Genomic DNA, 24,946 nt, shown 5'->3' with positions numbered 1-24,946 from the left:
ACCTGTTTACAGGCCGGACCGATATTTTAGTACCATGGGCGAATTAAAGGTTGAACAATTAAAAGGAGGTAAAAAGAAAGCAAGATATATCAGGCAGTTATTGAACGATATCCAGGCTTTGGAAGAAATGTACGAAGAGAGTATGTTCGAAAAAAGTCCGATTCGAATCGGGGCGGAGCAAGAATTCTGCTTGGTCGATGCCGACTGGAACCCTTCAGATAAGGCGATGGAAGTCTTAAAAGCCCTGAACGACCCCTATTTTACCAACGAATTGGCATTATACAACCTCGAAACCAATTTAGACCCTTTGGTACTGACAGGAGATTGCTTTTCGACCATGCACCGACAATTGGATGATCTCCTAACAAAAGCGAGGGCCGCCGCTGACGAACTAGACCTGAAAGTATTGCTAACAGGAATTTTACCGACCATCGACTCAAGGCATTTAAAGTTGTCGTACATGACACCCGTAAATAGGTATGCGATATTGGATCAAACGATTCGTGATTTGCGCGGTACCGACCTCGAATTGCATATCAAGGGTGTTGATGAAATAAACCTACACCATGATTCTATACTTTTTGAGGGCTGCAATACGAGTTTTCAATCGCACTTGCAGATCGATATCGAAGACTTTGCCGATAGTTATAATTGGGCGCAGGCCATTGCGGGTCCGGTTCTATCGTGCTGTACCAACTCGCCACTTTTAATGGGCCGTGAACTTTGGCAAGAGACGCGTATTGCGCTTTTTACTCAAAGTGTCGATACCCGGGCAAGTACTTTTTACCTTAATGAGCGTGAGGCGCGCGTTGGTTTTGGAAGTGCTTGGGCACAAGGTTCGGCCGTTGATTATTTCAAGGATCATATCATCAGTTTCAGAAGTCTGTTGACGGCAGAATTCGAAAAGGATAGCCTGAACGAACTGAAAAACGGAAATATTCCCAAATTAAAGGCCCTTGGCCTTCATAATGGCACGGTCTATAAGTGGAACAGGGTCTGTTATGGAGTAACCGAGGGAAAACCTCACATACGTATTGAAAACCGATATATGCCTTCAGGCCCAACGACCCAAGATGAAATCGCCAATTTGATGTTTTGGGTGGGGGTAATGCGGGGAAAACCAAAAAGATTCGAGGCCATACACACTAAAATGGACTTTAAGGACGCCAAAAGTAATTTCTATAATGCCGCTCGATATGGCGCGGCCGCACAATTTTATTGGGACGGCGGTTTGGTGCCTTCCAAGGAATTACTGCTTGATTACCTACTACCCTTAGCATATCGAGGTCTCTACGACATGAACGTTGACCCAAAAGATGTTGAACATTATTTGACCATCATAGAGAACCGTATCAAGAATAGGGATGGCGCACAATGGATGGTCGCGAGCTATCGCAAGCTGAAAAAGCATAATAAAACTCCGGAAGCGTTGAAAATTTTAAACGCCGCCATGTACGAGCGGGAACAGAAGGGATATGCCGTTGACGCCTGGGAGCTGGTTCGGGGTGATGAACAACCCATGAAAAGCGCTACCGAAACGGTGCGTCAACACATGAACACAAAAATAATATCGGCACAGGAGAACGATAGCGCAGAACTGGTCTTAAAAATGATGTTGTGGAAAAACATCCATCATGTACCCGTAATTGACATACACTATAATTTGGTCGGATTGCTTACTTGGACCGATATCGAAACGTATTTGAACGAGGCCAAAGCGATGAACAAAAGTATCAAAAGTATTATGAGAACCCACCTAATTACAATATCGGCGGATACCTCGTTAGAAGAAGCACGAGATTTAATGGAGGCACATCAAATAAATTGCCTTCCCGTTGTTAGTGGAACGAAACTTAGGGGAATTATTACTTCAAAAGATATTTGAATGCTTTCCAAAACTATTGAAGTGCCCAGGACCAAACAGCTAGACCGGTTAATCGGGAAAATAGGAGATAAGAAAGAGGGTCCCACCGTATTCTTTTTTGGGGGTATTCATGGTAATGAAATGGCCGGGGTCAAGGCTTTGGACCTTGTTTTTGAACAATTAGGTACCGAAACCGTTTCTATTCAAGGCAATATGCTTGGCATTCGCGGGAATCTACCTGCACAAATACAAGGAAAAAGGTTCATAGACCAAGACCTAAACCGCATGTGGACGAAAAAAAATATAGCCGAAATTCTTTCAAAGCAAACATCGACCCAAAACGCTGAAGAAAAGGAACTTTTTGAAATATACCAACTGGTTTCAAACTGTGTTGAAACGCATTCACCTCCTTTTTATTTCATTGATCTGCACACCACATCAAGTAAGACCTTACCTTTTATTACTATAAACGATGCAATGATTAATCGTAGTTTCTCTAGCCTCTTTCCAGTTCCTATTGTCTTGGGCATCGAAGAATACTTGGAAGGTCCGTTATTGAGCCATATGAACCAAGAGGGGTATGTCTCACTTGGCTTTGAATCGGGTCAACATGTCGAAGAGAGTGCGATAGATAATGCCGTGGCCTTTATTTGGTTGGTTTTGACCTATACCGGAGTAGTAGTGCCGATTGACCATTCTTTTAAAAAGGTATATTTCGAACAACTAAAAAATGCGGCTCAAGGCATATCGGACTTTTATGAAGTGTTACATCGCCATGCGCTAGAAGAATCGGATAATTTTCAAATGCTCCCCGGATTTGAGAGCTTTAAAGAAATAGAGAAAGGCACTTTATTAGCGCGGCATAATAAAAAGAAAATTAGTACAGAAAAAGATAGTATGCTTTTCATGCCCTTGTACCAAAAACAAGGCGAAGAGGGGTTTTTCTTGATAAAACAGATTCCAATTTGGGCCTTGAAATTATCGAAATTCCTTCGAAGAATGAGGTTCGATAATTTTTTAACACTTTTGCCCGGTATTCGTTGGAAGGATAGTAAAAAAGAGAGTTTGGAGGTAAACGTAAAAATCGCACGATTTTATGCAAAAGCAATATTCCACCTTTTAGGGTATCGTAACCACGCCATTGATAAAAACCATATCATTATGCAAAATCGAGAGCGCAAAGCGAAGAACTCGATGTATACCAATGAATGGTGGTTCTAAAAACGCTAATCAAAAAAATCTGGACAAATTCAGGCTATCTCCTAATCCTTCGGCATTGTTTCTAACGTCTCGGCCCGCCAGACGTTGTTCTCTTGATTCACATCGGCCATCAGTTGTGAGGGGTCGATCATAATCGCCTTTATGCTTTCCAAGGGCTTGTCTATGGTAAAACCATAGTTTTGTGAGGCCCAAGGCCAGTCTTCAAGTACCGTTCTTTTTAATTGGGGATACGGATTTTCTTTCTCGCCACGCATCATTCGTAATGGGGCGTAAAGCGTTTCTTGGGCACCATCGTTATAGACTATAAGAATATCGAGCGGCATCGGCATCAAACCGATACGTTCTAGGAAGACCTTGGTTTTTGCGCCATCGGCGGCAACCTCCTTGATACTATAATCAATGGTATTGGTGGTTTGTGTCCAATCCGTTAGATACCAATCGAGTTCCATGCCCGAAACTTTTTCGGCCGTTCTTTTGATATCGTTCGGCACGGGATGCTTGAACTTGAAATCTTCATAATACTTACGAAGTGTCTCCATCAATTTCTCTTGACCTATCACATAGCCCAATTGCGATAGAAATACCGCACCTTTACTATAGGCCGAAATGCCATACGCCATATTGTTCACATAGCGATCGGCATGGGCAGCCTGCGGCATTTCTTGACCCGATTTGACCAAATGGTAATAGCCGTTATATGAATTCTCGAACGGATTCGCTTTGTTCTGTTCCCTAATTTCATTGCTACAAAGTGCCGAAACGAACGAAGTAAATCCTTCGTCCATCCATTCGTGTTTGGCCTCGTTCGTACCGAGCACATGTTGAAACCACGAGTGCGCGAGCTCATGAATCATGGTACCGATGACGCTACCCTCTTTATCACCGCCAGTAATCAAGGTGGCCATGGCATATTCCATACCTCCGTCGCCACCCTGTATGACCGAATATTGTTCGTAGGGATATTCCCCGATATTTTTATTGAAAAACCGCATGGCCTTTTCGGTCAGGGGCTGCACTTTGGTCCAAGTATCCTTGAACTTGGGGTCGTCTTTATATAGGAAGTGAAGCGTCGGGCCATCTTCCATTTGAAGTGAATCATGTACATATTCGGGGTCGGCTGCCCACATAAAATCATGTACCATAGGGGCCTTAAAATGCCAAGTCAAGGTCTTGCCCTTGACCTTGGGAACTTTTGTACCTGGCGCTTCGTACCCATGTCCGATTTCGTTCGGATTCTGTAAATACCCGGTACCACCAACCGTATAGTTTTTGTCAATGGTCAACTTTACATCAAAATCGCCCCAGACTCCGTGGAATTCCCGAGCGATATAGGGATCGGCATGCCAGCCCTCAAAATCATACTCCGCCAATTTTGGATACCATTGACTCATGGATAATGCCACGCCATCTTTATTATTTCGGCCAGACCGACGGATTTGAACGGGCACCTGACCCTTGAATTCCATTTGAAAAGTAGTCTTTCCTCCGGGAGGTATTGGTTTTGCGAGTTCTACAACGAGTACGGTGCCTTCCTCAGAATAATTGACAGGATTTCCATCTTGTGCAAGGCTTGTGGGATGCAGATATCCGATTTCGCTTTCCGAGAGTTGTGAGATTCTACTTTTACCATCGACCCACATTCTACCATCTGGATCTGCGATGCTGTTCAAACGCATATCCATTTCGCTACCGGGCTGAAAAGCGTTGAAATACAAATGGTAATATACCCGTATCAGCTCATTAGGGGAATTGTTGGTATAGACCAATTTTTGAGTGCCGGTATATTGAAAGTTCTCGACATTCATATCGACTTCCATTGCATAATCGACATGTTGCTGCCAATAGGAGGTATTTTGGGCACTTACCAAGGTAGATGCCACCAAAAAGAACATAAAAGTCTTGAATAGGGAAACGGAATTGAATCGCATAAAACTATATTTTTAATTTACCATTATTTACCTGATCGGCCATGATCAGGGCATTATAGGCATTTGCCATTTTTCCTGAAACGGAAATTTTGTCTAGACTGTCCGATTTTGAGGCATCGCCTCCCAAAATTACTTTGGCCTTCGGCGCAAGACCCGATTCCATGATAATATGCTTTACCTGCGGAGCCGTTAATTTAGGATAATGAGAACGGATCAAAGCCGCCAATCCAGCAACGGCGGGAGCCGCCATCGAGGTCCCGCCTTGATAATCGTATTTGCTACCTGGCATGGTCGAATAGATTTCATCGCCAGGGGCATAGATATCGACGTTTATTTTACCATAGTTCGAAAACACGGCGACCATCTCGGATCCATATTTAGGTGCTAATGCACCGACCGTAATGACGTTGTCCGAAATTTCTGGAGTATTTTTTTGCATATGGTCGTTCGGGAAATTCGGATTGCCTGTATCATCGATATTATCGCCTTCGTTGCCGGCGGCATGAACAATCAATACATCGTTTTTGGCGGCATACTTAATCGCATCATAGACCCATTCTGCATTAGGTGAGAATGATTTTCCGAAACTGCAATTGATGATTTTGGCACCGTTGTCGACCCCATAGCGAATGCCTTGGGCGATATCCTTGTCATACTCATCGCCGTTGGGTACGGCACGAATACTCATGATTTCCACATTGTTCGCTACGCCGTTCGCACCTTTTCCATTATTCCGTTCCGCAGCGATAATACCGGCCACATGGGTGCCATGGCTCTCGTCTTCCGAGCGGCTTTGCGGGTTGCCGTCGCCATACCCCTTGCTATTGATGTCGTATGGTTTGTCTCCAACGACTTTTCTTCCATCAAAATTTACGTTGTAGTTATAATTGGCTTGATCTGCAAAATATTTGATGCCCTCGCCTAATTCTTCGATTACCTCCGGAATGGTATCCTTGAAGGTATACATCTGCATCAAGACCCCAACATGTTGTTGCATCGTCTCGTCCGATGGTTTGATACCGGCCACGTCTTTTTTGGCGTAGTTGTTCTTGCCCAGATGCTTTTTCACGGCGGCATCCGCATTTTTCACGGCTTGTAGAATCTGTTCGTATTGTTGTTTGTTCTGAACCGCTTTGTTGTAGCCCTCATCAACCTTCGCCTTCGCCTTCGCCTGTATCGCCGCATCACCTAATTTGAGTTTTACGATGCGGGCCGCTTCCAACTGCTCGTTGTACGAATCGCCCAAAAAGTTATATCCATGAATGTCATCTACATACCCGTTGTTATCATCGTCTTTGCCGTTTCCGGGTTTTTCGTCTTTGTTCGTCCAGAGTACGTCATCGAGGTCTTCATGCTTCAGGTCGACACCTGAATCCAAAACTGCAACGATTACTTTTTGGCCTTTTTTGTTGCCAATAAGTTCTTGGTAGACCTTATCGACGCTCATACCGGGAATGGTGTCGGACACCAGATCTAGATGACCCCAATTCTTTTTTTCCGCCTCAGTGAGATCGGAAATCTTTAAGGGAGTTGTGTCAATATTCTCAATAGGTGTGCTTACCAGGGCGGTCGCTCCACAACCCATTAGTAGTACCGTTGCCGAAAGGGCAAAGAGGGAATTCTTGAATTTGAAATTCATAAGTTTCTGTGATTTGTTTTTAATAGGTCATATGTAATTCGCCCATCAATATCTGAGTTATCATCAAGATTTGTTATGGCTCATTTCATAATATTGCTTTACGTTAGTGTACTTGATTATAATAATTTCCTTCGTTCAAGGCCGTAAAGGATTCAAAACAACCTCGATCGGCCATGGTCACGAAACAGGTTTTTCCGTTTCGGCCACCAAAGGTAATATTCGATGGCTTTTTACCTTTTAATTTAACTTCTTTTATGATTTTACCTTCCGGAGATGCAATGACCACGGTTCCCTTGTCGTATCGGGTAATATATAGATTGCCCTTTGCATCGCACCGCATTCCGTCCATGCCGAAATCTTTGAATTCCATGAATTTGGTTTTGTTGGAAAGGCTTCCATCGGCATTGATTTCATATTTCCAGACATTGCGTTGTACGGATTCGTTGACATAAAGAGTTTTTCCATCAGGACTCACTTCTATGCCATTGGTAGTGCCCATATTTTCTTCTAGAAGGGTGATTTTCTGGTCTTTACCGACCCTCCAGATTCGACCGGAGTTTTCGGCCCAATTGGGGTCGCTGAGGTAAATCGTTCCATTCGGTGCAATGGCCAGGTCGTTTGGTTGGCTCATCTCAGGATTATGGGCAAAGACTTCTGGAGTCCCCTCACCTTTTTCCACCCGATACACATTATGACCCACATAATCTGCGATGAACATATTTCCAGTTTGATCGAATCGAATACCGTTGCCAATACTTTTACCGGGAAGCCTTAGAAAAATTTCTGTATTGCCCTTTGAATCTACGATACCAATAGTACCGTCTTCCTTAAAATTGACCGCATAAAGATTGCCCGCTGCATCGACCGCCGGACCTTCGATGCCCTTGGTAAACGCGAATTCTTCGACAAAATCAGTACTCGCAATTTTTTGTGCTTTGCAGGAAATCAGAACAAAACAATTGAAAATACCGAAAAGTATAGTTTTGAAAATCTTAGGAAAAAAGTTCATCGAAGGTATATATTTCATTGAGCCGCACACCCTTCTCGGTATGCTGTAGCGTACATATCTCATTGTGGGCGTCATGTTCAAAAAACAAATAATGTTCGTTTTCCACGGCCGTGTTCAAAAATACTTCTTTTTCGGATAATGTCAGTAAGGGACGCGTATCGTACCCAATGACATACGGAAGGGGAATATGACCGACCGTCGGAATTAGGTCAGCGGTATACACCAAGGTTTTATTTTTGTATTTGATATGGGGAATCATTTGTTTTTCGGTATGTCCATCAACAAATAGAATGCCAAATCCTAACTCAGATTCCTCAAGAAATGCTGTATCGTCTCTTTGAATAAACTGAAGCTGCCCACTTTCTTGCATGGGCAAAAGATTCTCATATAAGAAAGAGGCCTTTTCGCGGGCGTTAGGTTTTGTAGCCCACTCCCAATGGTTCTCATTTGTCCAAAAAAGGGCGTTTTTAAATGCCGGTTCATGTCCCGTGCGATTTTTGTTCCATTGAATGCTTCCGCCACAATGGTCAAAATGCAGGTGGGTCATAAAAACATCGGTAATGTCGTCACGATGAAATCCCAGTTTTGCCAAGGATCCATCCAAGGTATGATCTCCCCAGCGATGGTAATATCCGAAGAACTTGTCCGATTGCTTGTTGCCAAGCCCAGTGTCTATAAGAATCAAGCGTTTACCATCTTCAATAAGCAAGCTTCTCGCTCCGATGTCGATGAGGTTATTGGTATCCGCTGGATTGGTTTTTTGCCAAATGGTCTTGGGCACGACACCGAACATGGCACCGCCGTCCAATTTAAAGTTTCCCGTTTCTACAGGGTGAAGCTGCATACTTCAAAATTAAGTAAATGTTTCTTCATACAATAGCTTATTGGAAATATCACTTTCCGAATTATCATGACCTTGGATTTAAGATGATACTCGCATTAAATGTGTTATTTTAGCTCAAAATCAAATGCATGGTCGAACTTGCTGGAATCATCATTTTGGGGATCATAGCCCAATGGGTCGCATGGCGCCTAAAGCTGCCTGCAATTTTACCCCTGATTCTAATCGGATTGTTGGTCGGACCCATCTCTACATTATATACCGAGGATGGGTCGAAATTAATAGAACCAATTTGGAACGGAACAAAAGGATTATTTCCTGGTGAAGGGCTATACTATTTTGTCTCGTTAGCTATAAGTATCATTCTTTTTGAAGGGGGGCTCACATTAAAACGTTCGGAAATAAGAAATGTGGGACCCGTCATTACCAAATTGATAACGTTGGGAAGTTTGGTCACTTTTTTCGGTGCCGGTATCGCGGCACATTTCATTTTCGGCCTAAGCTGGCAGATTTCGTTTCTTTTTTCGGCCTTGATAATTGTAACTGGGCCAACCGTGATAACACCTATATTAAGGAACATTCCCTTAAAAAAAGATGTCTCCACGGTACTGAAGTGGGAAGGTATTCTTATTGACCCTATTGGGGCCCTGGCCGCGGTTTTGGTCTTTGAATTTATTAGTGTAGGTGAGGGGCAAGGCTATACATTGACCGCGCTTATCGAATTCGGAAAAATATTACTCTTCGGGTTTACTTTTGGTTTCACTTTTGCCCACGGATTGGCCTTTGCGATAAAAAAGAATTTTATTCCCCACTATTTATTGAATGTGGTCTCTTTGTCTGTGGTGTTATTGGTTTTTGTGGAATCAGACTTATTTGCGCATGAATCAGGTTTATTGGCCGTAGTGGTCATGGGCATGGTCATGGGTAACACCGATTTGCCCAATCTGAAAGAGCTATTGTATTTCAAGGAATCGTTGAGTGTGTTGTTGATTTCCATTCTTTTTATACTCTTGGCGGCAAATATCAATATTACAGATCTTGATTTGATTTTCAATTGGAAGACGGCTATTCTTTTTGCAACCATCGTTTTTCTGATTCGGCCTTTGGGAGTATTTTTAAGTGCGGCCGGTTCTAATCTTAAATTAAACGAAAAGTTATTTATTGGTTGGGTCGGACCAAGGGGTATAGTCGCGGCAGGTATTGCTTCCCTTTTTGGTTCAAAATTGGTTTCTAGAGGTGAACCGGGTGCAGAATATATAACTCCTTTGGTCTTCGTGATCGTTCTTGGGTCGGTATTACTCAATGCCACGACAGCACGCTTTTTTGCTAAAATCGTCGGAGTATTTTTAAGAAACTCCGAAGGTATTTTAATCATCGGGGCTTCAAAGGTATCTCGACTTATCGCCGAGTATTTGCATAAGAACAATCGCCACGTTGTATTGATAGACAACAACCAGGCTAATGTGAACAAAGCAAAAAAAATAGGACTTGAAGCGTTTACGGCCAATGTATATTCCGATGCGCTCTCGGATCACATTGAATTGAATGATGTGGGATATTTAATGGCACTAACGGGAAACTCAGATATCAATAACTATGCAGTCGAGAAATTCGGAAAAGAGTTTGGGGAAAACGGGTCGTTTCGATTGGTAAATTCAGATGAAATGAACGACCCGGAGAACAATCCTAAGGAAGGCCTGTTTTCGCATACTGACGATTTTATAAAGTTGACCGAGACGGTACGGAAATACCCTGCCATTCACGAGACAACACTTAAAGATAAAGAACAATACGAAGGCCTGATAGAGATTACCAAGGCCGATGAGAATATTATCCCGCTTTTTCTCAAATCATTGGACGGGGACCTAAAGATTATTTCTTCCTTCAGTACGGAGTTCAACGACATCACAGAAGGATACCGATTGGTTTATTTAGGGAAAAGTTTTGAAGGCGATGTTACGAACGTTGACGAGGAAACTGCCGAAGTCTAAAAAGCTATCAGTTTAATAAAAGTACCCACGGATTTTTGTTCGGAGCTTTGAATGTATCCACAGTAACCTTTCCTATCTGTTGAGGTATTCCCGTTTTCGGATCTATCCAGCAATAGTTCAAGTTATCGGGCAGGTTTCGAATGGTTATTTCTCCGCCTTCGTTCAAAAAGGAAATGTAGAGCTTGCCTTTTATTGCCAAAAGTGGTTTTCCGTTGGCCAAATCCCAGTGTTTTTCTATGTCTGCAATATTCAGCCCGCCCAATATTTTCCCGATGAGGCCTACATATTTTGAACCTTTCATATGCATGGCCTCATACCAAGAAGTCTGTTGATCTGTCCAGCTTGGCCAACCTTCTTCGGTCGTACTGATTTTCCATTGCCACAAAGTGGCCGCCCCGTAAACCACCCCCATCGTTCCACCGTTCATCAATTGCATCCAAGCCTCTTCTCCTTGCCACCAACCGAGTCCGTTTTTACCGTTGTTCATTCCTTCATAGGTAGGCTCGCCGTTTGCTACGGCCTTTGTAGGCAGGTTTTCATACATGCGCGCTACTTTATGGTAGAGATGTTCACTATCATGGCCGGTCTGCGCCCATTGAAAATCAAGCCATTCTTCATCTTGATATGTCTTATTTTCATGAAAGCAATGTTCGCGTTCACCATTGGCCCATGACGCTAAATAATCGTCACATGGGTTGTAATGTATACCGGTAGGCTGGGCATATGCATCCCATTCTTGAAGCATCATTCCACTTTCGAGAATACCAGGGTCTTTTCCATTATGGTCGCCTCCCAACAGCCAAAAAGCCGGTTGCGCACCATATCGCGCCAAGAGATATTTGCAATAACGAACATATTCTTTGGGTTCGATGGTTCTTCCCAGTGCTTCAAGGCCCTTCCATCCATAGCCATGAAAAATAGGTTGAAAAACCGGAACGATTTCATGGTCGAGTAACAGTAACACTAACGCATCGTAGTACTGAAAATAATCGACGTTCATTTGATTGAGATGGCCACTCGATAAATCCTTAAAGGCACGCTTAAAACCTTGCTCGGTATTTCGATCATTGGGACCTTCCGCCTTCATGTCGGGCTGTACCGTCATCATTAAGGCGGTGTTGAAGCCTTTTTCTTGACGGTCTTTAGCATAGATAGCGACCTGCTCTTTTGTCGCCCGAAACGGTAACGCCCATGGAGTATCGGCTACCATGAGGAACGATTTTCCCGAATGGTGTACCACATTTCGAGCTTTGGCAGACATTTTTAACAAGCCGTTTTTGAGCAGCCGGTTCGATCCGACATTCGGGATTGAATTAAAATGCCCGGTTTTTTTGTGAAGTCCGGTGTCTTTTTCGTTCGACGAATAGGTTACCCATTGCCATTGACCGTCGGTATCGATTGGTACAAAACGGATTTTCCATGTGTTACCCCCGTCCCAAAAGGCAGGTCTTTTCAAACTATCTCCCTTTTCATTAGTGAATAAGGCCCAAACATCGATTTCGGTATACGGATTCCCATAGGTTTTCTCGGCCGTCAACGTAATCTCGTGTACCATCCATTGTTGAATAGGGGGCACCTTATTTTGACCCAAAATCTCCATGGGAAATATGTATAGAACAAGTCCGATAAGAAATGATTTCATCCTCTTGATTTAGAGGATGAATATAAATATAAAATAGGTAGGTATTGAGATTACTACCCTAGAAAGGGTTGGGTTTTCCAGACGGTAATCGAAATATCTTCCCATGATATTTCATAATTTTTTCCGGCAACAAGTTGATAGAAAAAGAGGGAAGACTCCCTTTTGATTTTTTCCACAAGAAGTGATTCATCGATTTCTCCTCCTTCTTGTCTCCACGTAAAAATGGAATTCTGTTCGATTTGAATCAGGCGATGCCTAGCAACAAATTGGGCAATATAGGTTGTCATTGATTTGGGAACTAAATACTACCTATTTAAAACTGGAACCGGGCTTAAAAATTGTATCGGACTATAAAAAATGTAGGAAAAAATTTCAACTTCCTATTTTTGCTTGTAGACCTTCACCCAATCAATTATCATCTGAACAGGTAAGTCTTTGGGTTCAACTTGACCTACCCATTTTCCACCAAGTTGCATATCCATCATGATATAAAAAGGCTGGTCGAAGGGCCATTGTGCAGCGTTAACATTTTCTAACTTCGGATAGGTAAAGGTTTCCTTACCATTTAATGTAAAGACCAATTTATCTGGATACCATTCCATGCCATACGTATTGAACTTGGCAGTATTTGCCTCTGGAGTAGCTGAATTTGGAGGATTACCCTCTCCGTTCAATTCGAGGGTATAGTATGAATGAACAGTTTGATATATCTTGTTTTCGAAATTCAAGTGCTCCATCAAGTCTATTTCCCCATTTCTCGGATATTCCCCATATTTTGGTTTATTCGCTAACATCCATAGAGCAGGCCAAGCGCCTTGTGCCTGTTCTAGTTTAGCGTGAATCTCTATTTTTCCATATTGGAAGGCAAATTTGCCTTTACTGTCTATTCCCCCGGTCAAGAAGGGCACCGTATCATGCTTTCTCTTTTTATTGACAATACCACGCAAGTGTAATTTCTCGTCTCTTATGCGAATGAGCCCTTTTTTGCTGGACATATAATTGCCCCAATCAGCCTTATTGCGCTCAATGATATTCCATTTGGATCGGTCTAAACGCTTTTTATCAAAACTATCCTCCCAAATTAAAGTCCATCCATCCATCTCATTCGTAATGTCATTCTGAAAAGATTGATTTTTATTTTGTGCATGAGCGGGAACGGTCCAACTCAATATGGCAACGAGTATGAAAACAAAAATCCTCATATTGAATATGGTATTGAAATTAATCATTCAACTTCAGTACTGCCATAAACGCCTGCTGCGGAATCTCCACATTGCCCACCTGACGCATACGTTTCTTTCCTTTTTTCTGTTTTTCGAGCAGTTTTCGCTTACGTGAAATATCGCCACCGTAACACTTGGCGGTCACATCTTTTCGCAAGGCCTTTATTGTTTCACGCGAAATAATTTTGGCGCCTATAGCCGCCTGTATTGGTATATCGAATTGCTGCCTAGGAATAAGCTCCTTTAACTTCTCGCACATTTTTTTACCGATATTCACGGCATTATCAAAGTGTATCAAAGCCGAAAGGGCATCCACGGGTTGCGAGTTTAAGAGGATATCCACACGTACGAGTTTAGAAACACGCATTCCGATGGGGGTATAATCGAACGACGCATATCCTTTTGAAACAGTTTTCAATCGATCGTAGAAGTCGAAAACGATTTCCGCCAAGGGCATATCAAAAGTCAGCTCCACCCTATCGGTAGTTAAATAAGTTTGATTCGTAATCAAGCCTCGTTTATCGATACACAAAGACATTACATTGCCAACGAAATCAGATTTGGTAATAATGGTGGCCTTAATGTAAGGTTCCTCTACCCGGTCGACAGTCGATGGGTCTGGAAGATCTGAGGGATTGTTCACTATAAGCGGTGTCTCGGGATCTTTTCTCGTATAGGCATGATAGCTTACGTTGGGCACCGTGGTGATGACGGTCATGTCAAATTCGCGTTCCAAACGTTCTTGAATGATTTCCATATGTAGCATTCCTAGGAAACCACAACGAAATCCAAAGCCCAACGCGGCACTACTTTCAGGTGTAAAAACCAGCGAGGCATCGTTCAACTGTAATTTTTCCATGGAGGAACGAAGCTCTTCGAAATCTTCAGTATCTACGGGGTAGATTCCGGCAAATACCATGGGTTTTACATCCTCAAAACCTTCGATCGGGTTTTTTGTAGGGTTTGCAGAATCGGTAATCGTATCGCCTACTTTTACTTCGCGGGCATCCTTTATTCCTGTAATCAGATAGCCTACATCACCCGCCTTGATACTTTGCTTTGGATGTTGCACGAGTTTTAAAGTACCGACCTCATCGGCGAAATAACTTTTATCTGTGGCGACAAATTTTATTTTCTGTCCTTTTTTGATTTCTCCGTTGATGACCCTAAAATAAGTTTCCACACCGCGAAACGGATTATAGACCGAATCGAAAACCAAAGCCTGTAGCGACTCATCAAGATTTCCTTTTGGTGCTGGAATACGTTCAATAATCGCAGTCAGTATTTCTTCGATACCGATACCCGTCTTGGCACTGGCCGGGATTACCTCTTCAGGCTTACACCCCAAAAGATCGACAATGTCATCTGTAACTTCCTCAGGACTCGCGCTTGGTAAATCCACTTTATTCAAAACAGGAATGATCTCTAGGTCGTTTTCAAGAGCCAAATATAAATTTGAAATGGTCTGGGCCTGAATGCTTTGGGCCGCATCTACAACTAGCAAAGCCCCCTCACAGGCCGCTATAGATCGCGAAACTTCGTAGGAAAAATCTACGTGCCCTGGCGTGTCGATTAGGTTTAGGATATATTGCTCGCCCTGATAGGTATAGTCCATTTGAATGGCGTGGCTCTTGATCGTAATACCACGCTCACGCTCAAGATCCATACTGTCCAATAATTGTTCTTTTTTCACGTTCGGTTACCGATCCCGTAAAATCCAGCAAGCGATCGGCCAAGGTACTTTTACCATGATCGATATGGGCAATGATACAGAAATTTCGAATGTTCTTCATAGCAAAAAAACAGTATTTAAGCCTGCAAAGATACACTAATTTGAGGCGGACCAATTAGTTATGTCATTCACAAAATCTAATCAAAAGGAAAATTACCGATTCATTGGATATTCATATTTCGATGAAATACCGTTTTCCTTTGGTTCCAAACATTCAAAGATAAATTATATATCTTATCTTTGCAGCCGCTTTCCCCCTTCTAAAGCATCAAAGTCAAAGTAATTGAACCCTATGTTGCGTGAAGATAGCTTGCATTCCATTCGTATTTTACCAGCCGTTTTTTAAACTACTTCTGATTCTTGAATTCTTTTCGGAATCTAATTATTGGTTGGGCTTTTCGTCGAACTCTGTATCGGTCGTCAGTCTATATTTACCTGCATCATTTGATGAAAACGACTTGCCCATTGCCATAGTAAAATTCATAATCGTTCCCTTTTTATTGGTATTGACGATCGTTGCCGTACTGCTTTTACTCCGCAATCAATATCTGGGTATTGAACTTGAAAAAAGGAAGAAGAGTATTGAAGATGCCACGAACACACTTCTGATGGAGCTTATTTTTTCCACGACAAGTAAAAGTCAAATGAAAGAGAAAATAGAAGAATTCAAACACCTGATTCCCTTTCATAAAAAATGGTGCAATGACTATATGTTGACCAAAATCCTTGATATGAACCTGATTTTTCAGGTCGACAGTGAACAGCATCGCGAAATTTTCAGATTGTTCGGGTTCGATAAAGTCAGCTACCAATTGCTTAGGCATAAAAAATGGCATTACAAATCATTGGGTATTTATCGACTACAGCGAATGATGGATCGTTCTAAAAGAAAACAAATAAGAACTTTCTTACATGACGACAACCCCGAACTCAAATCAAATGCATTGATTGCCTTGGTAACCTTGGCACCAGAGAAATTCGCGGCGTTACGGGATTTTGACGAGCCCTTGACCAAGGCCGATGAAATGAAAATTCTAGACATTATTTACCAAAGCCGCCCTGAAATGCCAAAGAACACCGAGAAACTTCTTAAGAGCAAAAACACGTCGATTGTGGTGCTGGGCATAAAGCTTTTGGTGCTCTACAAAGCAAAACTTTCTTTGAAACAAATATGCAAGTTGATATGGTTCTCGAATTTTAGAGTAAGAGGTGAAGCTATAAAGGCTGTAGGGAAACTTAATATGACGGAAGCGAACGAATTATTGATTACCCAGTACAGTATCGAACAGAACAAGGCTGTAAAGGTCAATATTTTAAAAAGCCTTAAAAATATCGGTAACCAAGAAGCGGCGAACTTTTTGAAGTCCCTTTTGAAACAAGAGCAAGATTCGGACATTAAATTTGAAATGGTCGGTAGCATCAATGCCCTGGACCCTGACTTTTTTGAACGTTCATTAGAGCCAAAAATCCCGAACGACAAGACCATAGAGGGCATGGTGAAACACGTTAAAGACCTATATTTGATTTGAACTTACTAGAGAAAATAATCAACGGGTTTGAAATCTTCGGGGTATTTTATGCATCGGCCTATATCACCGTATACCTTATACTTGGCATACTGGCCTATCAGGCCATTAAGAAGTATTACCGATCGAAGTATTTTTTGAACAAAAAGGTTTTGATAAAATCAAACCATACCGTGGGCGTGTCGATTGTCGCACCGGCGTACAATGAGTCCACAACGATTGTCTATAACGTAAAATCGTTACTTTCGCAGGAATACCCGAAATTCGAAGTGGTAATAATTAATGACGGAAGTACCGATGATACCCTTCAAAAACTCATAATAGAATTTAGTCTGGTAAAGGTTAACTTTTTTTATCAGGAAAAAATAGTTACACAACCGGTAAAAGGGCATTACCGGTCGACCAACCCGGTGTATTCAAAATTGTTGGTAGTCGATAAGAAAAATGGGGGTAGTAAGGCAGATGGTTCCAATGCAGGAATAAATTCGGCAAAGTACCCGATTTTCATTTGTACCGATGTTGATTGTATTTTGAGAAAAGACACCATTTCAACACTAGTCAAACCATTTATTGAAAATACGGAGAAAGTAATTGCCAGCGGTGCAATGATTCGCATATCAAATGCTTGTGAGTTCAAGGATGGCATGTTGTATAAATCACATTTTCCGACAAATTTTTTTGCCCGTTTTCAAGAGCTTGAATACATAAGATCTTATTTATATGGAAGAATGGCATGGACTCAAATCAACAGCCTTTTATTGGTATCGGGCGGCCTTGGAATGTTCCATACAGAAACTGCAATAGAGGCCGGAGGATATTGGCATAAATCTTTAGGGGAGGACTTGGATTTGATTTTGCGCATGCGCCAATTGATGCATCTCAAAAATGAAGAATTCCTTGTTAAATATGTACCTGAGACCTTATGCTGGACAGAAGTGCCCAGTACCTTGCCAGTTTTTATAAGGCAGCGCACAAGATGGGGCCGTGGTTTGATCCAGACTTTGAATATTCACAAACACATCATGTTCAACCCCAAATATGGTAGAACTGGCAGTATCGCTTTCCCATATTTCGTATTCTTTGAATTAGCCGTACCTATTATCGAGATGCTTGGAATCATTGTGCTTGTAATAAACATATTCTATTTTGATATAGATTTTGGAACCATGATGTACGTTGCACTTGCAGTCTATTTATTCTATGCATCGATAACCTTGCTCTCTGTCTTGGTGGACCAACTTTTTTATAAACACTATGCAAGCGTCAAAGAAATGCTGTCTTTGATTCTCACCGTTTTCATTGAACCAATAGTATACCATCCCCTGAACGTTTTTGCCTCCATTAAGGGATACATACACTATCTAGTGAACAAAAAACAGAAATGGGGCGTCATGGTTCGTAAAGGATTTAAAACTGTTAAATAATTATGCAGAAATACATCGTATTATTAATCCTAAGCAGTTCTTTTACTTTGTCTTCTTTCGGGCAAAAAATCAATACCGATAGCCTCTTAATAGAGGCGACGAAAAGCCTAAAGTCGCAGGAGTATGAAAAGGCTATCGAACAAGGAAGGCTGGGTATTAAGCTTTCGCCCGACTACTATGATTTTCATATGTTGCTAGGCCGTGTCTTTACAAAGACGAAGAAGATAGAAAGTGCCCAATATTATTTTAAGCAGGTTATCGAAAATGCTCCGGTCTACAAAGATGCCTTTACCAATTCCATCAAATTGGAAATAGAGGCTGAAAACTATGAAGATGCTTTGCAAACCATTCAAGAGGCCATGGAAAAGTACCCTGGTGATAAAGAATTTTACTCGAGCAAACTAAAGGTGCTACAGCTTAAGGAAGATGATGAGGCTTTAACGGCCTATCTAGAACAGTTGGTCGAAAAGTATCCTTCAGACGGTAGATTACAAAAATTATTAAGGGATGAAAAGTCTAAACATTCCTCAGAACGGATAGGCATAGATCATAGCTATTCCATTTTTAATAGAGACGGGGTTGGCCCTTGGCATTTGACAGGGCTCCAATACATTCATGAACGTAAGCCATTGACCTTGATAGGAAGAATAAATTATTCCGATAGACGCTCGCAAGGCGAAAGCCTAAGGTCAGGTTATCAATACGGCCTGGAATCGTACATTAAGACCGGCAAAAAAGGAATTTCCTATTTGGCCGCCTATCATAGTAGTGATGTTTTATTTCCAGAATTACTGCTCTCGGCCTCTTATTTTTATTACTTCGATTCTGGTTGGGAGGCCGATCTTGGGGGTCGTTATATCAAAACAAGTGTTGACACTGATATTTATGTATCGGCACTTGGCATAGGTAAATATTTTGGTTCCTCGTGGTTGTACCTACAGTCGTTTTTATTCTTCGACAATGGGCAAACATATCCAGCTATTAACGGAATTTTCAGATATTATTTTAACACCAAATATGATTATTTGGCCCTTCTATCAGGATATGGAAGTTCACCCGATGAAAGTGCGAACATCATTCAATTCGATGAGCGCGCGTCATTGGACTCCTACAGATTTGGCATGGCCTACAATAAACTTTTTAGCGACCATTTCATACTAGGCCTCCAGCTGATTTTTAACCGTCAAGAATATGTGGTAGGTAAGAAGCAAAATCAATTCGATGTTTTTATGTCGTTACAATATAAACTATGAGGGCAAAAAAAAGAATTCTGATTGTCGAAGATGACGAAATGGTCATAACGCTTCTTAAAATCCTATTGGAAAAAGAAGGCTTTCAATTGGTTGTAGCTAGAGATGGTAACAAAGGTGCAGAGGCGGTGCAAAATATTAAACCCGATTTGATACTTATGGATATTATGCTTCCCTACAAATCTGGTATGGAAGTTATATCTATTGCTAAAAAGAAATATAAGGAAATTCCGATTATAGTACTGTCTGCTTTGGGTCAGGTGGAACAGACTATAGATGAAGCGATGCGCATTGGCGTTGCTGATGTTATTGCCAAACCTTTTGTTGTTGACAAGCTCTTGTCGAGAATCAGGACTTTGCTGAAAAAATAAATTGGAAGAATTGCTCTAGAATTAATTATTTAAATTAAATATCAATTAAAAGACAGTTTATTTTTTTGACTGATATTGCCCCGGGGTAAGCCCATGTACCTTTTTAAAAGCACGATAGAAGGCATTTTTTGAATTGAACCCAGAAACTTCCGATAACGCCTCTACGGAATAATGGGTCAAATAATCGTTCTGTATCCTAGAAGTGGCATAGTCGATTCTAAGGTGGTTGATGTAATCATTGAAGTTGTTATATTCCGATTCCCCGATGACGTACGATATTTTTCTTGCCGATATACCGACTGTTTCCGAAAGCAAATGAATTTTAAGGTCCGCATTCAAAAAAAGGTGATGTTCTTCCAAATACTGGTGCAAAGCTTCAAAATCAAAACCGGAAGGTATTTCTCTTGGAGGTTTTGAAACTTCATTATCACGTATAGCCAAGTTTGGCATCCCCATTAATAGTTTAGGGTTCCATAAGAGATAACCTGAAATACACAACAAGGTAGCCCCGACCAAAAAACCTGCTGAAATACGAATAAAATCATCAATAGGCGTGGAATAGACCACGAGAAATGCATTAGCCATATATACGACAAGTAGAGCAAAAAGATACAAGGTCTGCATGATACTCAAATCATAGACCCATTTCTTTACTGCGTTAAATTGTTTCGAATTGGCTTTTCGATGTTTTTTGAAGAATGAATAAATCAATTTCCATTGTAGGCCTATATATAAAAAAGCCAAAGATGACCGAGCCACAATATTGACCCATTCGGGAAGCAGTCCATTTTGTATTATATAGGTGAGTTCGAAATCTTGGGTAACCTTTAGAACCAACCGACTTTTTTCAGCCATGTCCATCATATAAAAGGGTAAATAGTTTATTGTGAAAAACATGAAAGGAATCAAATGAACGAAATCCACCTTTTTAAAGCGGTGTTGATTGTACAACACGGCCCGTACATAGATGTAGGAAATAGGAGGAATTAAAAAACTTATAGGGGCAGGTATTTTATATAGGAAAGGAAAGTAATTGATGATGCCGTAAACAATCAGAAGATAAAAACTTGTACATAGGGCGTTGAGAAAAAGATAACTGGCTATTAAATGTGTATTGAAGGTCGTTGGCGTAAACCGAAACCATATAAGAAATGCGGTCAAAAATGAAAATAGGATTCCTGTAAAGATGAGGATATCTAAAAGCATAGGGCAACGCTTTGAACCATTGACTTAGTTACGATTACCGTTTTCGTAACGGATTCGATTTCTTGTCTTGTGAAAATTAATGGAATTTTAAATGGTATTACATGTCCCCTATGTTAAAACCAGATACAAAATTCAATTTTTTCTTGTCGCAGGTCCAAAATTGGGGACTTCTTTATAAAGGTATTCATCTTGTACTATGCACAGATCATCGATTGAAACTTTCCGAAGATTATCATTTTGATTTTACGATAATCGCCATGGTCATTAACCGAAACATATTTATCAAAAATTTCATTTGGATCGGTTATTTCGGTCAGGCCAGGCATCAAAATGTTCGGGTAATCGATAAGACCCCAACGCTCGAGGTAGTCTATGATAGTGGGCCAAGGGTAAAATTCATTCTATTTGAATCTGAGTCTTAGCAATTCAAAATTTTAATAATCGAGGAGTAGTTTTTGTAGGATTCTACGTAAAAATTTGGTTAAATTTGGAACTTAACCTAACCGTATTGTGAAGAACAGCCTTTTTCTGTCACTTTTTGCCCTGTTTGCAGCCCACAGCGTTCTTTCCCAGGAATACCAAATTACAGGAGTCGTAAAAAATTCTGAAGATACCCCCCTGCCTTATGCCAATGTGTTACTTCTAAAAAGTAAAGATTCCACTGTGCTAAAGGGTACTTCTTCCGATGAATTGGGCAAATTTAAAATTACTTCGGTAGCGCAAGGAAACTATTTTCTAACGATTAGCTATTTAGGCAACCGGTCGCCACTTACTTCTGTTGACATTTCAGCAGATGTCGATCTCGGTGATGTGCAGTATAATGAAGAATCACAGGCGTTGGACGAGGTCGTTGTAATTTCCCAAAAACCAAAATTGGAACGGAAAGTTGACCGGCTGGTCTTTAGTATCGCCAATACATCCTTGGCCGATATTGATATCTGGAATGTGCTAAAGCGAACCCCAAGTGTTGTGGTCATTGGTAACGAACTCTCTATCAAAGGGAGCAAGAATATCGGGGTCATGATCAATGATCGAATGGTAAACTTGCCACAGGAAGATATCATCAATTTGTTGTCAGGTACTTCGGCAAGTAATGTGGAGTCCGTTGAGGTAATTACCAACCCACCTGCGAAATACAGTGCCGAAGGCGGCATGCTCATCAATATAAAAATGAACCGAAATTTGATCTCGGGATATAACGGTGCCATTTTCAATCGTTACGAGCAGGGTGTTTTCGCCAAACACTCGGTCGGCACCGATCATTATTTCAAAGGTAAAAAAGCTGATTTTTCAGTAAATTATACATTTAATAGAAGTAAGGACCTGACGAGATATACCGACGCGACCACCTTTTTGGATGATGCGAATTCATCAAGTATCTGGACCGCCGAACAAGAATATACGAGACGTCAAAAAAGACATAATCTGAGCGCTTTTTTTGACTACGAAATCGACGAAAGAAACCATTTGGGCCTTTCGACTATTAATATGTTCAACCCTGATATAAATCGTTTTTACGATACCGAAACCGTAATCGAAGAAGTCAACGGAACATTGCCGACCAGTTTTGTGACTACCAACGAATCGGATCAAGATTTGGTCAATAGTTCTTTTTATTTGGACTGGACGCACAAATTGAAGAAAGAAGGAGCCGAGCTGTCGACCAATGCACACTACACCTATTACGATTCTAATCGTGGCCAAGATCTCGAAAACCGATTTTTTAGATAGCAACGGAACGGTCACCGGTGAAAACGACTTTACCACCCGATCCATGCAACGAATTGATCTTTATAATGTACAATTTGATTATATCACCCCAATAGGAAAATCATCCCGTTTTGAAACCGGACTCCGATATGCAGGCATCGATTCGGAAAGTAGTATAACACAACAGGGTTTCGACCGTACCCAGCCCGGAATCGACCCTACCGAAGCGGGAATTTTCAAATACGATGAAAGTATTTATGCCGCCTATGTGAGCATGGATTCAAAATGGGACAAATGGAGGTTCAAATCGGGCCTTCGAGCCGAATACACCGAAACTTTAGGAGATCTTGACATTGCCCTTGAACCTAGCGAAAACAACTATTTAGAAGTTTTTCCGTCGTTTTCTTTGGACTATACACCTAGCAAAAAACATCAGTACAATCTTTACTATTACCGAAGAATCGAACGGCCGAGGTACAATAGTATCAATCCCTTTCAGATTTTTCAAAGCAATAATTCGGTAATTGAGGGCAATCCGAATCTATTGCCCGCAACACGTAACTATATAGCCGCCGGATATACTTTCGATCGTACCTACACTTTAGAATTCTTTTACAAAAATCAAAAAAACCAGAATCAAGAATTGGTTTTTCAAGACAATGAATCTAACCTTTTGCGCTTTCTAAACAGAAACCTGATTCAGGATATTTCCTACGGAATCGATATTTGGGTCAATAAGGATATTACGAACTTTTGGTATACCTATATCTTTTTTGCCGGGTATTATCGGGAAGATCAATTTTCCGATTTTGATTCAGGGCAATTGGTCGAGAACGGCCGTTGGTCATGGTTTGCTCGGGCGAATAATTCGTTTTCTCTGTTGAAAGACAAAAGTTTGGCGGTAGACGTAGATTTTATCTATTATTCACCTATTGTAGATGGTAATGCCGTTCGTAGATCGTGGAACAAACTCGATCTCTCGCTTCGAAAGACCTTATGGAACAAAAAGGCAAGTATCTCAATGGGTGTAGCCGATGTATTTAAACAAGCCAACCTTTTCGAGTCGCGGAATTTTCTAAATCAGAACAATACCTCTTCATTCCGTCCTGAAAATCGTTTGTTTACATTTGGTTTCCGATATAAATTCGGAAATACCAAAATTAGGGACAACAAAAAGTCGAAACGCGTCGACGAACGGAATAGAATTTAGTCAATAGAATACCCCAAGGCTCTGCCTAGAGGTAGTTCATTAATCCTGCCATTCGGCAATGAATAAATTGGTATCACGGGTACCACTATTGTTCCGATTGCTCGAAAACGCCAAGTATTTCCCATCATTTGAAAAAACCGGAAAGGCATCGAAAGTCTCCCCATGCGTTACCCGCTCAAGGTTCTTGCCATCCAAATCGATGAGATAAAGATTGAACGGAAAGCCTTTTTCGGCCTCGAAATTACTCGAAAAGAGAATTTTTTCTCCTGAAGGATGAAAAAATGGACTCCAATTCGCATTGCCCAAAAAGGTCAATTGCTTCAAATCGCTGCCATCGGCATTGCAAATAAAAAGTTCCATTTCGGTGGGTTCTACAAGACCTTCGGCGAGCAGGTCTTTGTATTTCTTGATTTCTTCTGGTGTTTTTGGACGTGAAGCTCGGAATATCAATTTGGTTCCGTCGGGCGAGAAAAATGCTCCACCATCATAACCCAGCTCATCGGTAACCTGTTTCACGTCAGAACCATCCAAATTCATCGTGTACAATTCCAAATCGCCACTCCGATCCGAGGTAAAAACAATTTTATCCCCTTTGGGTGAAACGGTGGCTTCGGCGTCATATCCTTTTTCATCGGTCAATTGCGCTGTGATATTTCCTTCCATATCGGCTACAAAAATGTCGAACGAATCGTATACCGGCCAAACATAGTTTCCGTTTTTGCGTAATGGTACCTCGGGGCATTCCTTATCCACCAAATGCGTAGACCCATATACAAAGTGTTTGTTACCCGGCAGAAAATAGGCACAGGTCGTACGCCCCATGCCCGTACTGACCAAGGGCGGTTTTTTATCCTTGAAATTTTCTTCGATGTTCATCAAGAACATTTGGTCACAATTCAATCCCCAATCTTTATAATTTGATTGAAAGATCATTTGCTTGTCATCCCAACTCCAATAGGCTTCCGCGTTGTCCCCGCCGAATGTTATTTGGCGAATTGACTTGAAATGTTTTTCTCCTTCGTAAATCAACGTGTCCGAACCTGCCATAAGCGAAGTGGTCTCTTCTATGGTTTCTTCCACTTTTTTAGTTTCCGTCTTACAACCGATAAATGCTATTATTGCGGCCAGAATTAAGATTTTCTTCATGGGATGCTTATAT

General features: G+C 41.4%; 19 protein-coding genes and 1 pseudogene. 10 read left to right on the top strand and 10 right to left on the bottom strand.

Features of this window, described 5'->3' with window-relative positions:
- Positions 1–34 precede the first annotated feature (34 nt).
- The gene (locus N8A86_RS08310) at positions 35–1,885 is read left to right on the top strand and encodes a CBS domain-containing protein (RefSeq protein WP_273568620.1); all 1,851 of its coding nucleotides are present in this window, start codon (positions 35–37) and stop codon (positions 1,883–1,885) included.
- Positions 1,886–3,085 carry a succinylglutamate desuccinylase/aspartoacylase family protein gene (locus N8A86_RS08305; RefSeq protein WP_273568619.1) on the top strand — a complete coding sequence of 400 codons (1,200 nt, stop codon included), beginning with the start codon at positions 1,886–1,888 and terminating at the stop codon, positions 3,083–3,085. It begins immediately after the preceding gene.
- A gap of 41 nt (positions 3,086–3,126) precedes the next feature.
- On the opposite strand, the gene N8A86_RS08300 is transcribed toward N8A86_RS08305, so the two are convergent.
- The 4 genes from N8A86_RS08300 to N8A86_RS08285 form a co-directional block, all read right to left on the bottom strand.
- Positions 3,127–4,977: a M1 family metallopeptidase gene (locus N8A86_RS08300; protein WP_273569047.1), complete on the bottom strand. Its 1,851-nt coding sequence runs from the start codon at positions 4,975–4,977 to the stop codon at positions 3,127–3,129.
- A gap of 40 nt (positions 4,978–5,017) precedes the next feature.
- Entirely contained in the window at positions 5,018–6,652 is a 1,635-nt protein-coding gene (locus N8A86_RS08295) for a S8 family peptidase (protein WP_273568618.1), read from the bottom strand.
- Positions 6,653–6,755: 103 nt separating this feature from the next.
- A complete protein-coding gene (locus N8A86_RS08290) occupies positions 6,756–7,661 on the bottom strand; it encodes an SMP-30/gluconolactonase/LRE family protein (protein WP_273568617.1) in 906 nt (301 codons plus the stop codon).
- Positions 7,645–8,505, bottom strand: coding sequence for an MBL fold metallo-hydrolase (locus N8A86_RS08285; protein WP_273568616.1), 861 nt, complete (start codon positions 8,503–8,505; stop codon positions 7,645–7,647). The genes N8A86_RS08290 and N8A86_RS08285 overlap by 17 nt, the downstream gene beginning before the upstream one ends.
- Positions 8,506–8,633: 128 nt before the next feature.
- Between N8A86_RS08285 and N8A86_RS08280 the strand changes: the two genes are divergently transcribed.
- Positions 8,634–10,493, top strand: coding sequence for a cation:proton antiporter (locus tag N8A86_RS08280; RefSeq protein ID WP_273568615.1), 1,860 nt, complete (start codon positions 8,634–8,636; stop codon positions 10,491–10,493).
- Positions 10,494–10,500: 7 nt separating this feature from the next.
- Here the strand turns inward: N8A86_RS08280 and N8A86_RS08275 are convergent, their stop codons facing one another.
- The 4 genes and pseudogenes from N8A86_RS08275 to lepA form a co-directional block, all read right to left on the bottom strand.
- Positions 10,501–12,135 (bottom strand): glycoside hydrolase family 140 protein, encoded by a 1,635-nt coding sequence (locus N8A86_RS08275; protein WP_273568614.1) that lies wholly within the window; start codon positions 12,133–12,135, stop codon positions 10,501–10,503.
- A 53-nt stretch (positions 12,136–12,188) separates the two neighbouring features.
- The gene (locus tag N8A86_RS08270; RefSeq protein ID WP_273568613.1) at positions 12,189–12,422 is read right to left on the bottom strand and encodes a GTP-binding protein LepA; all 234 of its coding nucleotides are present in this window, start codon (positions 12,420–12,422) and stop codon (positions 12,189–12,191) included.
- A gap of 93 nt (positions 12,423–12,515) precedes the next feature.
- The gene (locus N8A86_RS08265) at positions 12,516–13,337 is read right to left on the bottom strand and encodes a glycoside hydrolase family 16 protein (protein WP_273568612.1); all 822 of its coding nucleotides are present in this window, start codon (positions 13,335–13,337) and stop codon (positions 12,516–12,518) included.
- A 19-nt stretch (positions 13,338–13,356) separates the two neighbouring features.
- Positions 13,357–15,151, bottom strand: a pseudogene (gene lepA / locus N8A86_RS08260) (translation elongation factor 4).
- A gap of 238 nt (positions 15,152–15,389) precedes the next feature.
- On the opposite strand from lepA, the gene N8A86_RS08255 reads away from it, so the two are divergent.
- The 4 genes from N8A86_RS08255 to N8A86_RS08240 are packed head-to-tail and all read left to right on the top strand — an operon-like array spanning position 15,390 to position 19,661.
- On the top strand, positions 15,390–16,619 hold the full coding sequence (locus N8A86_RS08255) for a HEAT repeat domain-containing protein (protein WP_273568611.1): 1,230 nt from the start codon (positions 15,390–15,392) through the stop codon (positions 16,617–16,619).
- Positions 16,616–18,040 (top strand): glycosyltransferase family 2 protein, encoded by a 1,425-nt coding sequence (locus N8A86_RS08250; RefSeq protein WP_273568610.1) that lies wholly within the window; start codon positions 16,616–16,618, stop codon positions 18,038–18,040. The genes N8A86_RS08255 and N8A86_RS08250 overlap by 4 nt, the downstream gene beginning before the upstream one ends.
- Positions 18,041–18,042: 2 nt before the next feature.
- Entirely contained in the window at positions 18,043–19,293 is a 1,251-nt protein-coding gene (locus N8A86_RS08245) for a YaiO family outer membrane beta-barrel protein (protein ID WP_273568609.1), read from the top strand.
- Positions 19,290–19,661 (top strand): response regulator transcription factor, encoded by a 372-nt coding sequence (locus N8A86_RS08240; protein ID WP_273568608.1) that lies wholly within the window; start codon positions 19,290–19,292, stop codon positions 19,659–19,661. The genes N8A86_RS08245 and N8A86_RS08240 overlap by 4 nt, the downstream gene beginning before the upstream one ends.
- A gap of 57 nt (positions 19,662–19,718) precedes the next feature.
- Here N8A86_RS08240 and N8A86_RS08235 read toward each other — a convergent pair whose 3' ends face one another.
- A complete protein-coding gene (locus N8A86_RS08235; protein ID WP_273568607.1) occupies positions 19,719–20,867 on the bottom strand; it encodes an AraC family transcriptional regulator in 1,149 nt (382 codons plus the stop codon).
- A gap of 101 nt (positions 20,868–20,968) precedes the next feature.
- Between N8A86_RS08235 and N8A86_RS08230 the strand changes: the two genes are divergently transcribed.
- The 3 genes from N8A86_RS08230 (at position 20,969) to N8A86_RS08220 (ending at position 23,787) form a co-directional block, all read left to right on the top strand.
- Positions 20,969–21,289: a hypothetical protein gene (locus tag N8A86_RS08230; protein WP_273568606.1), complete on the top strand. Its 321-nt coding sequence runs from the start codon at positions 20,969–20,971 to the stop codon at positions 21,287–21,289.
- 88 nt (positions 21,290–21,377) lie between these two features.
- A complete protein-coding gene (locus N8A86_RS08225; protein ID WP_273568605.1) occupies positions 21,378–22,598 on the top strand; it encodes a carboxypeptidase-like regulatory domain-containing protein in 1,221 nt (406 codons plus the stop codon).
- Positions 22,534–23,787 carry an outer membrane beta-barrel family protein gene (locus tag N8A86_RS08220; RefSeq protein ID WP_273568604.1) on the top strand — a complete coding sequence of 418 codons (1,254 nt, stop codon included), beginning with the start codon at positions 22,534–22,536 and terminating at the stop codon, positions 23,785–23,787. Before N8A86_RS08225 ends, N8A86_RS08220 begins: the two co-directional genes overlap by 65 nt.
- 39 nt (positions 23,788–23,826) lie before the next feature.
- Here the strand turns inward: N8A86_RS08220 and N8A86_RS08215 are convergent, their stop codons facing one another.
- A complete protein-coding gene (locus N8A86_RS08215; RefSeq protein ID WP_273568603.1) occupies positions 23,827–24,933 on the bottom strand; it encodes a TolB family protein in 1,107 nt (368 codons plus the stop codon).
- Positions 24,934–24,946 lie beyond the last annotated feature (13 nt).

It is taken from the genome of Maribacter halichondriae (assembly GCF_027474825.1).
GTDB classification, from domain to species: Bacteria; Bacteroidota; Bacteroidia; order Flavobacteriales; family Flavobacteriaceae; genus Meishania; species Meishania halichondriae.
This window is presented reverse-complemented; position numbering and strand designations above follow the sequence as displayed.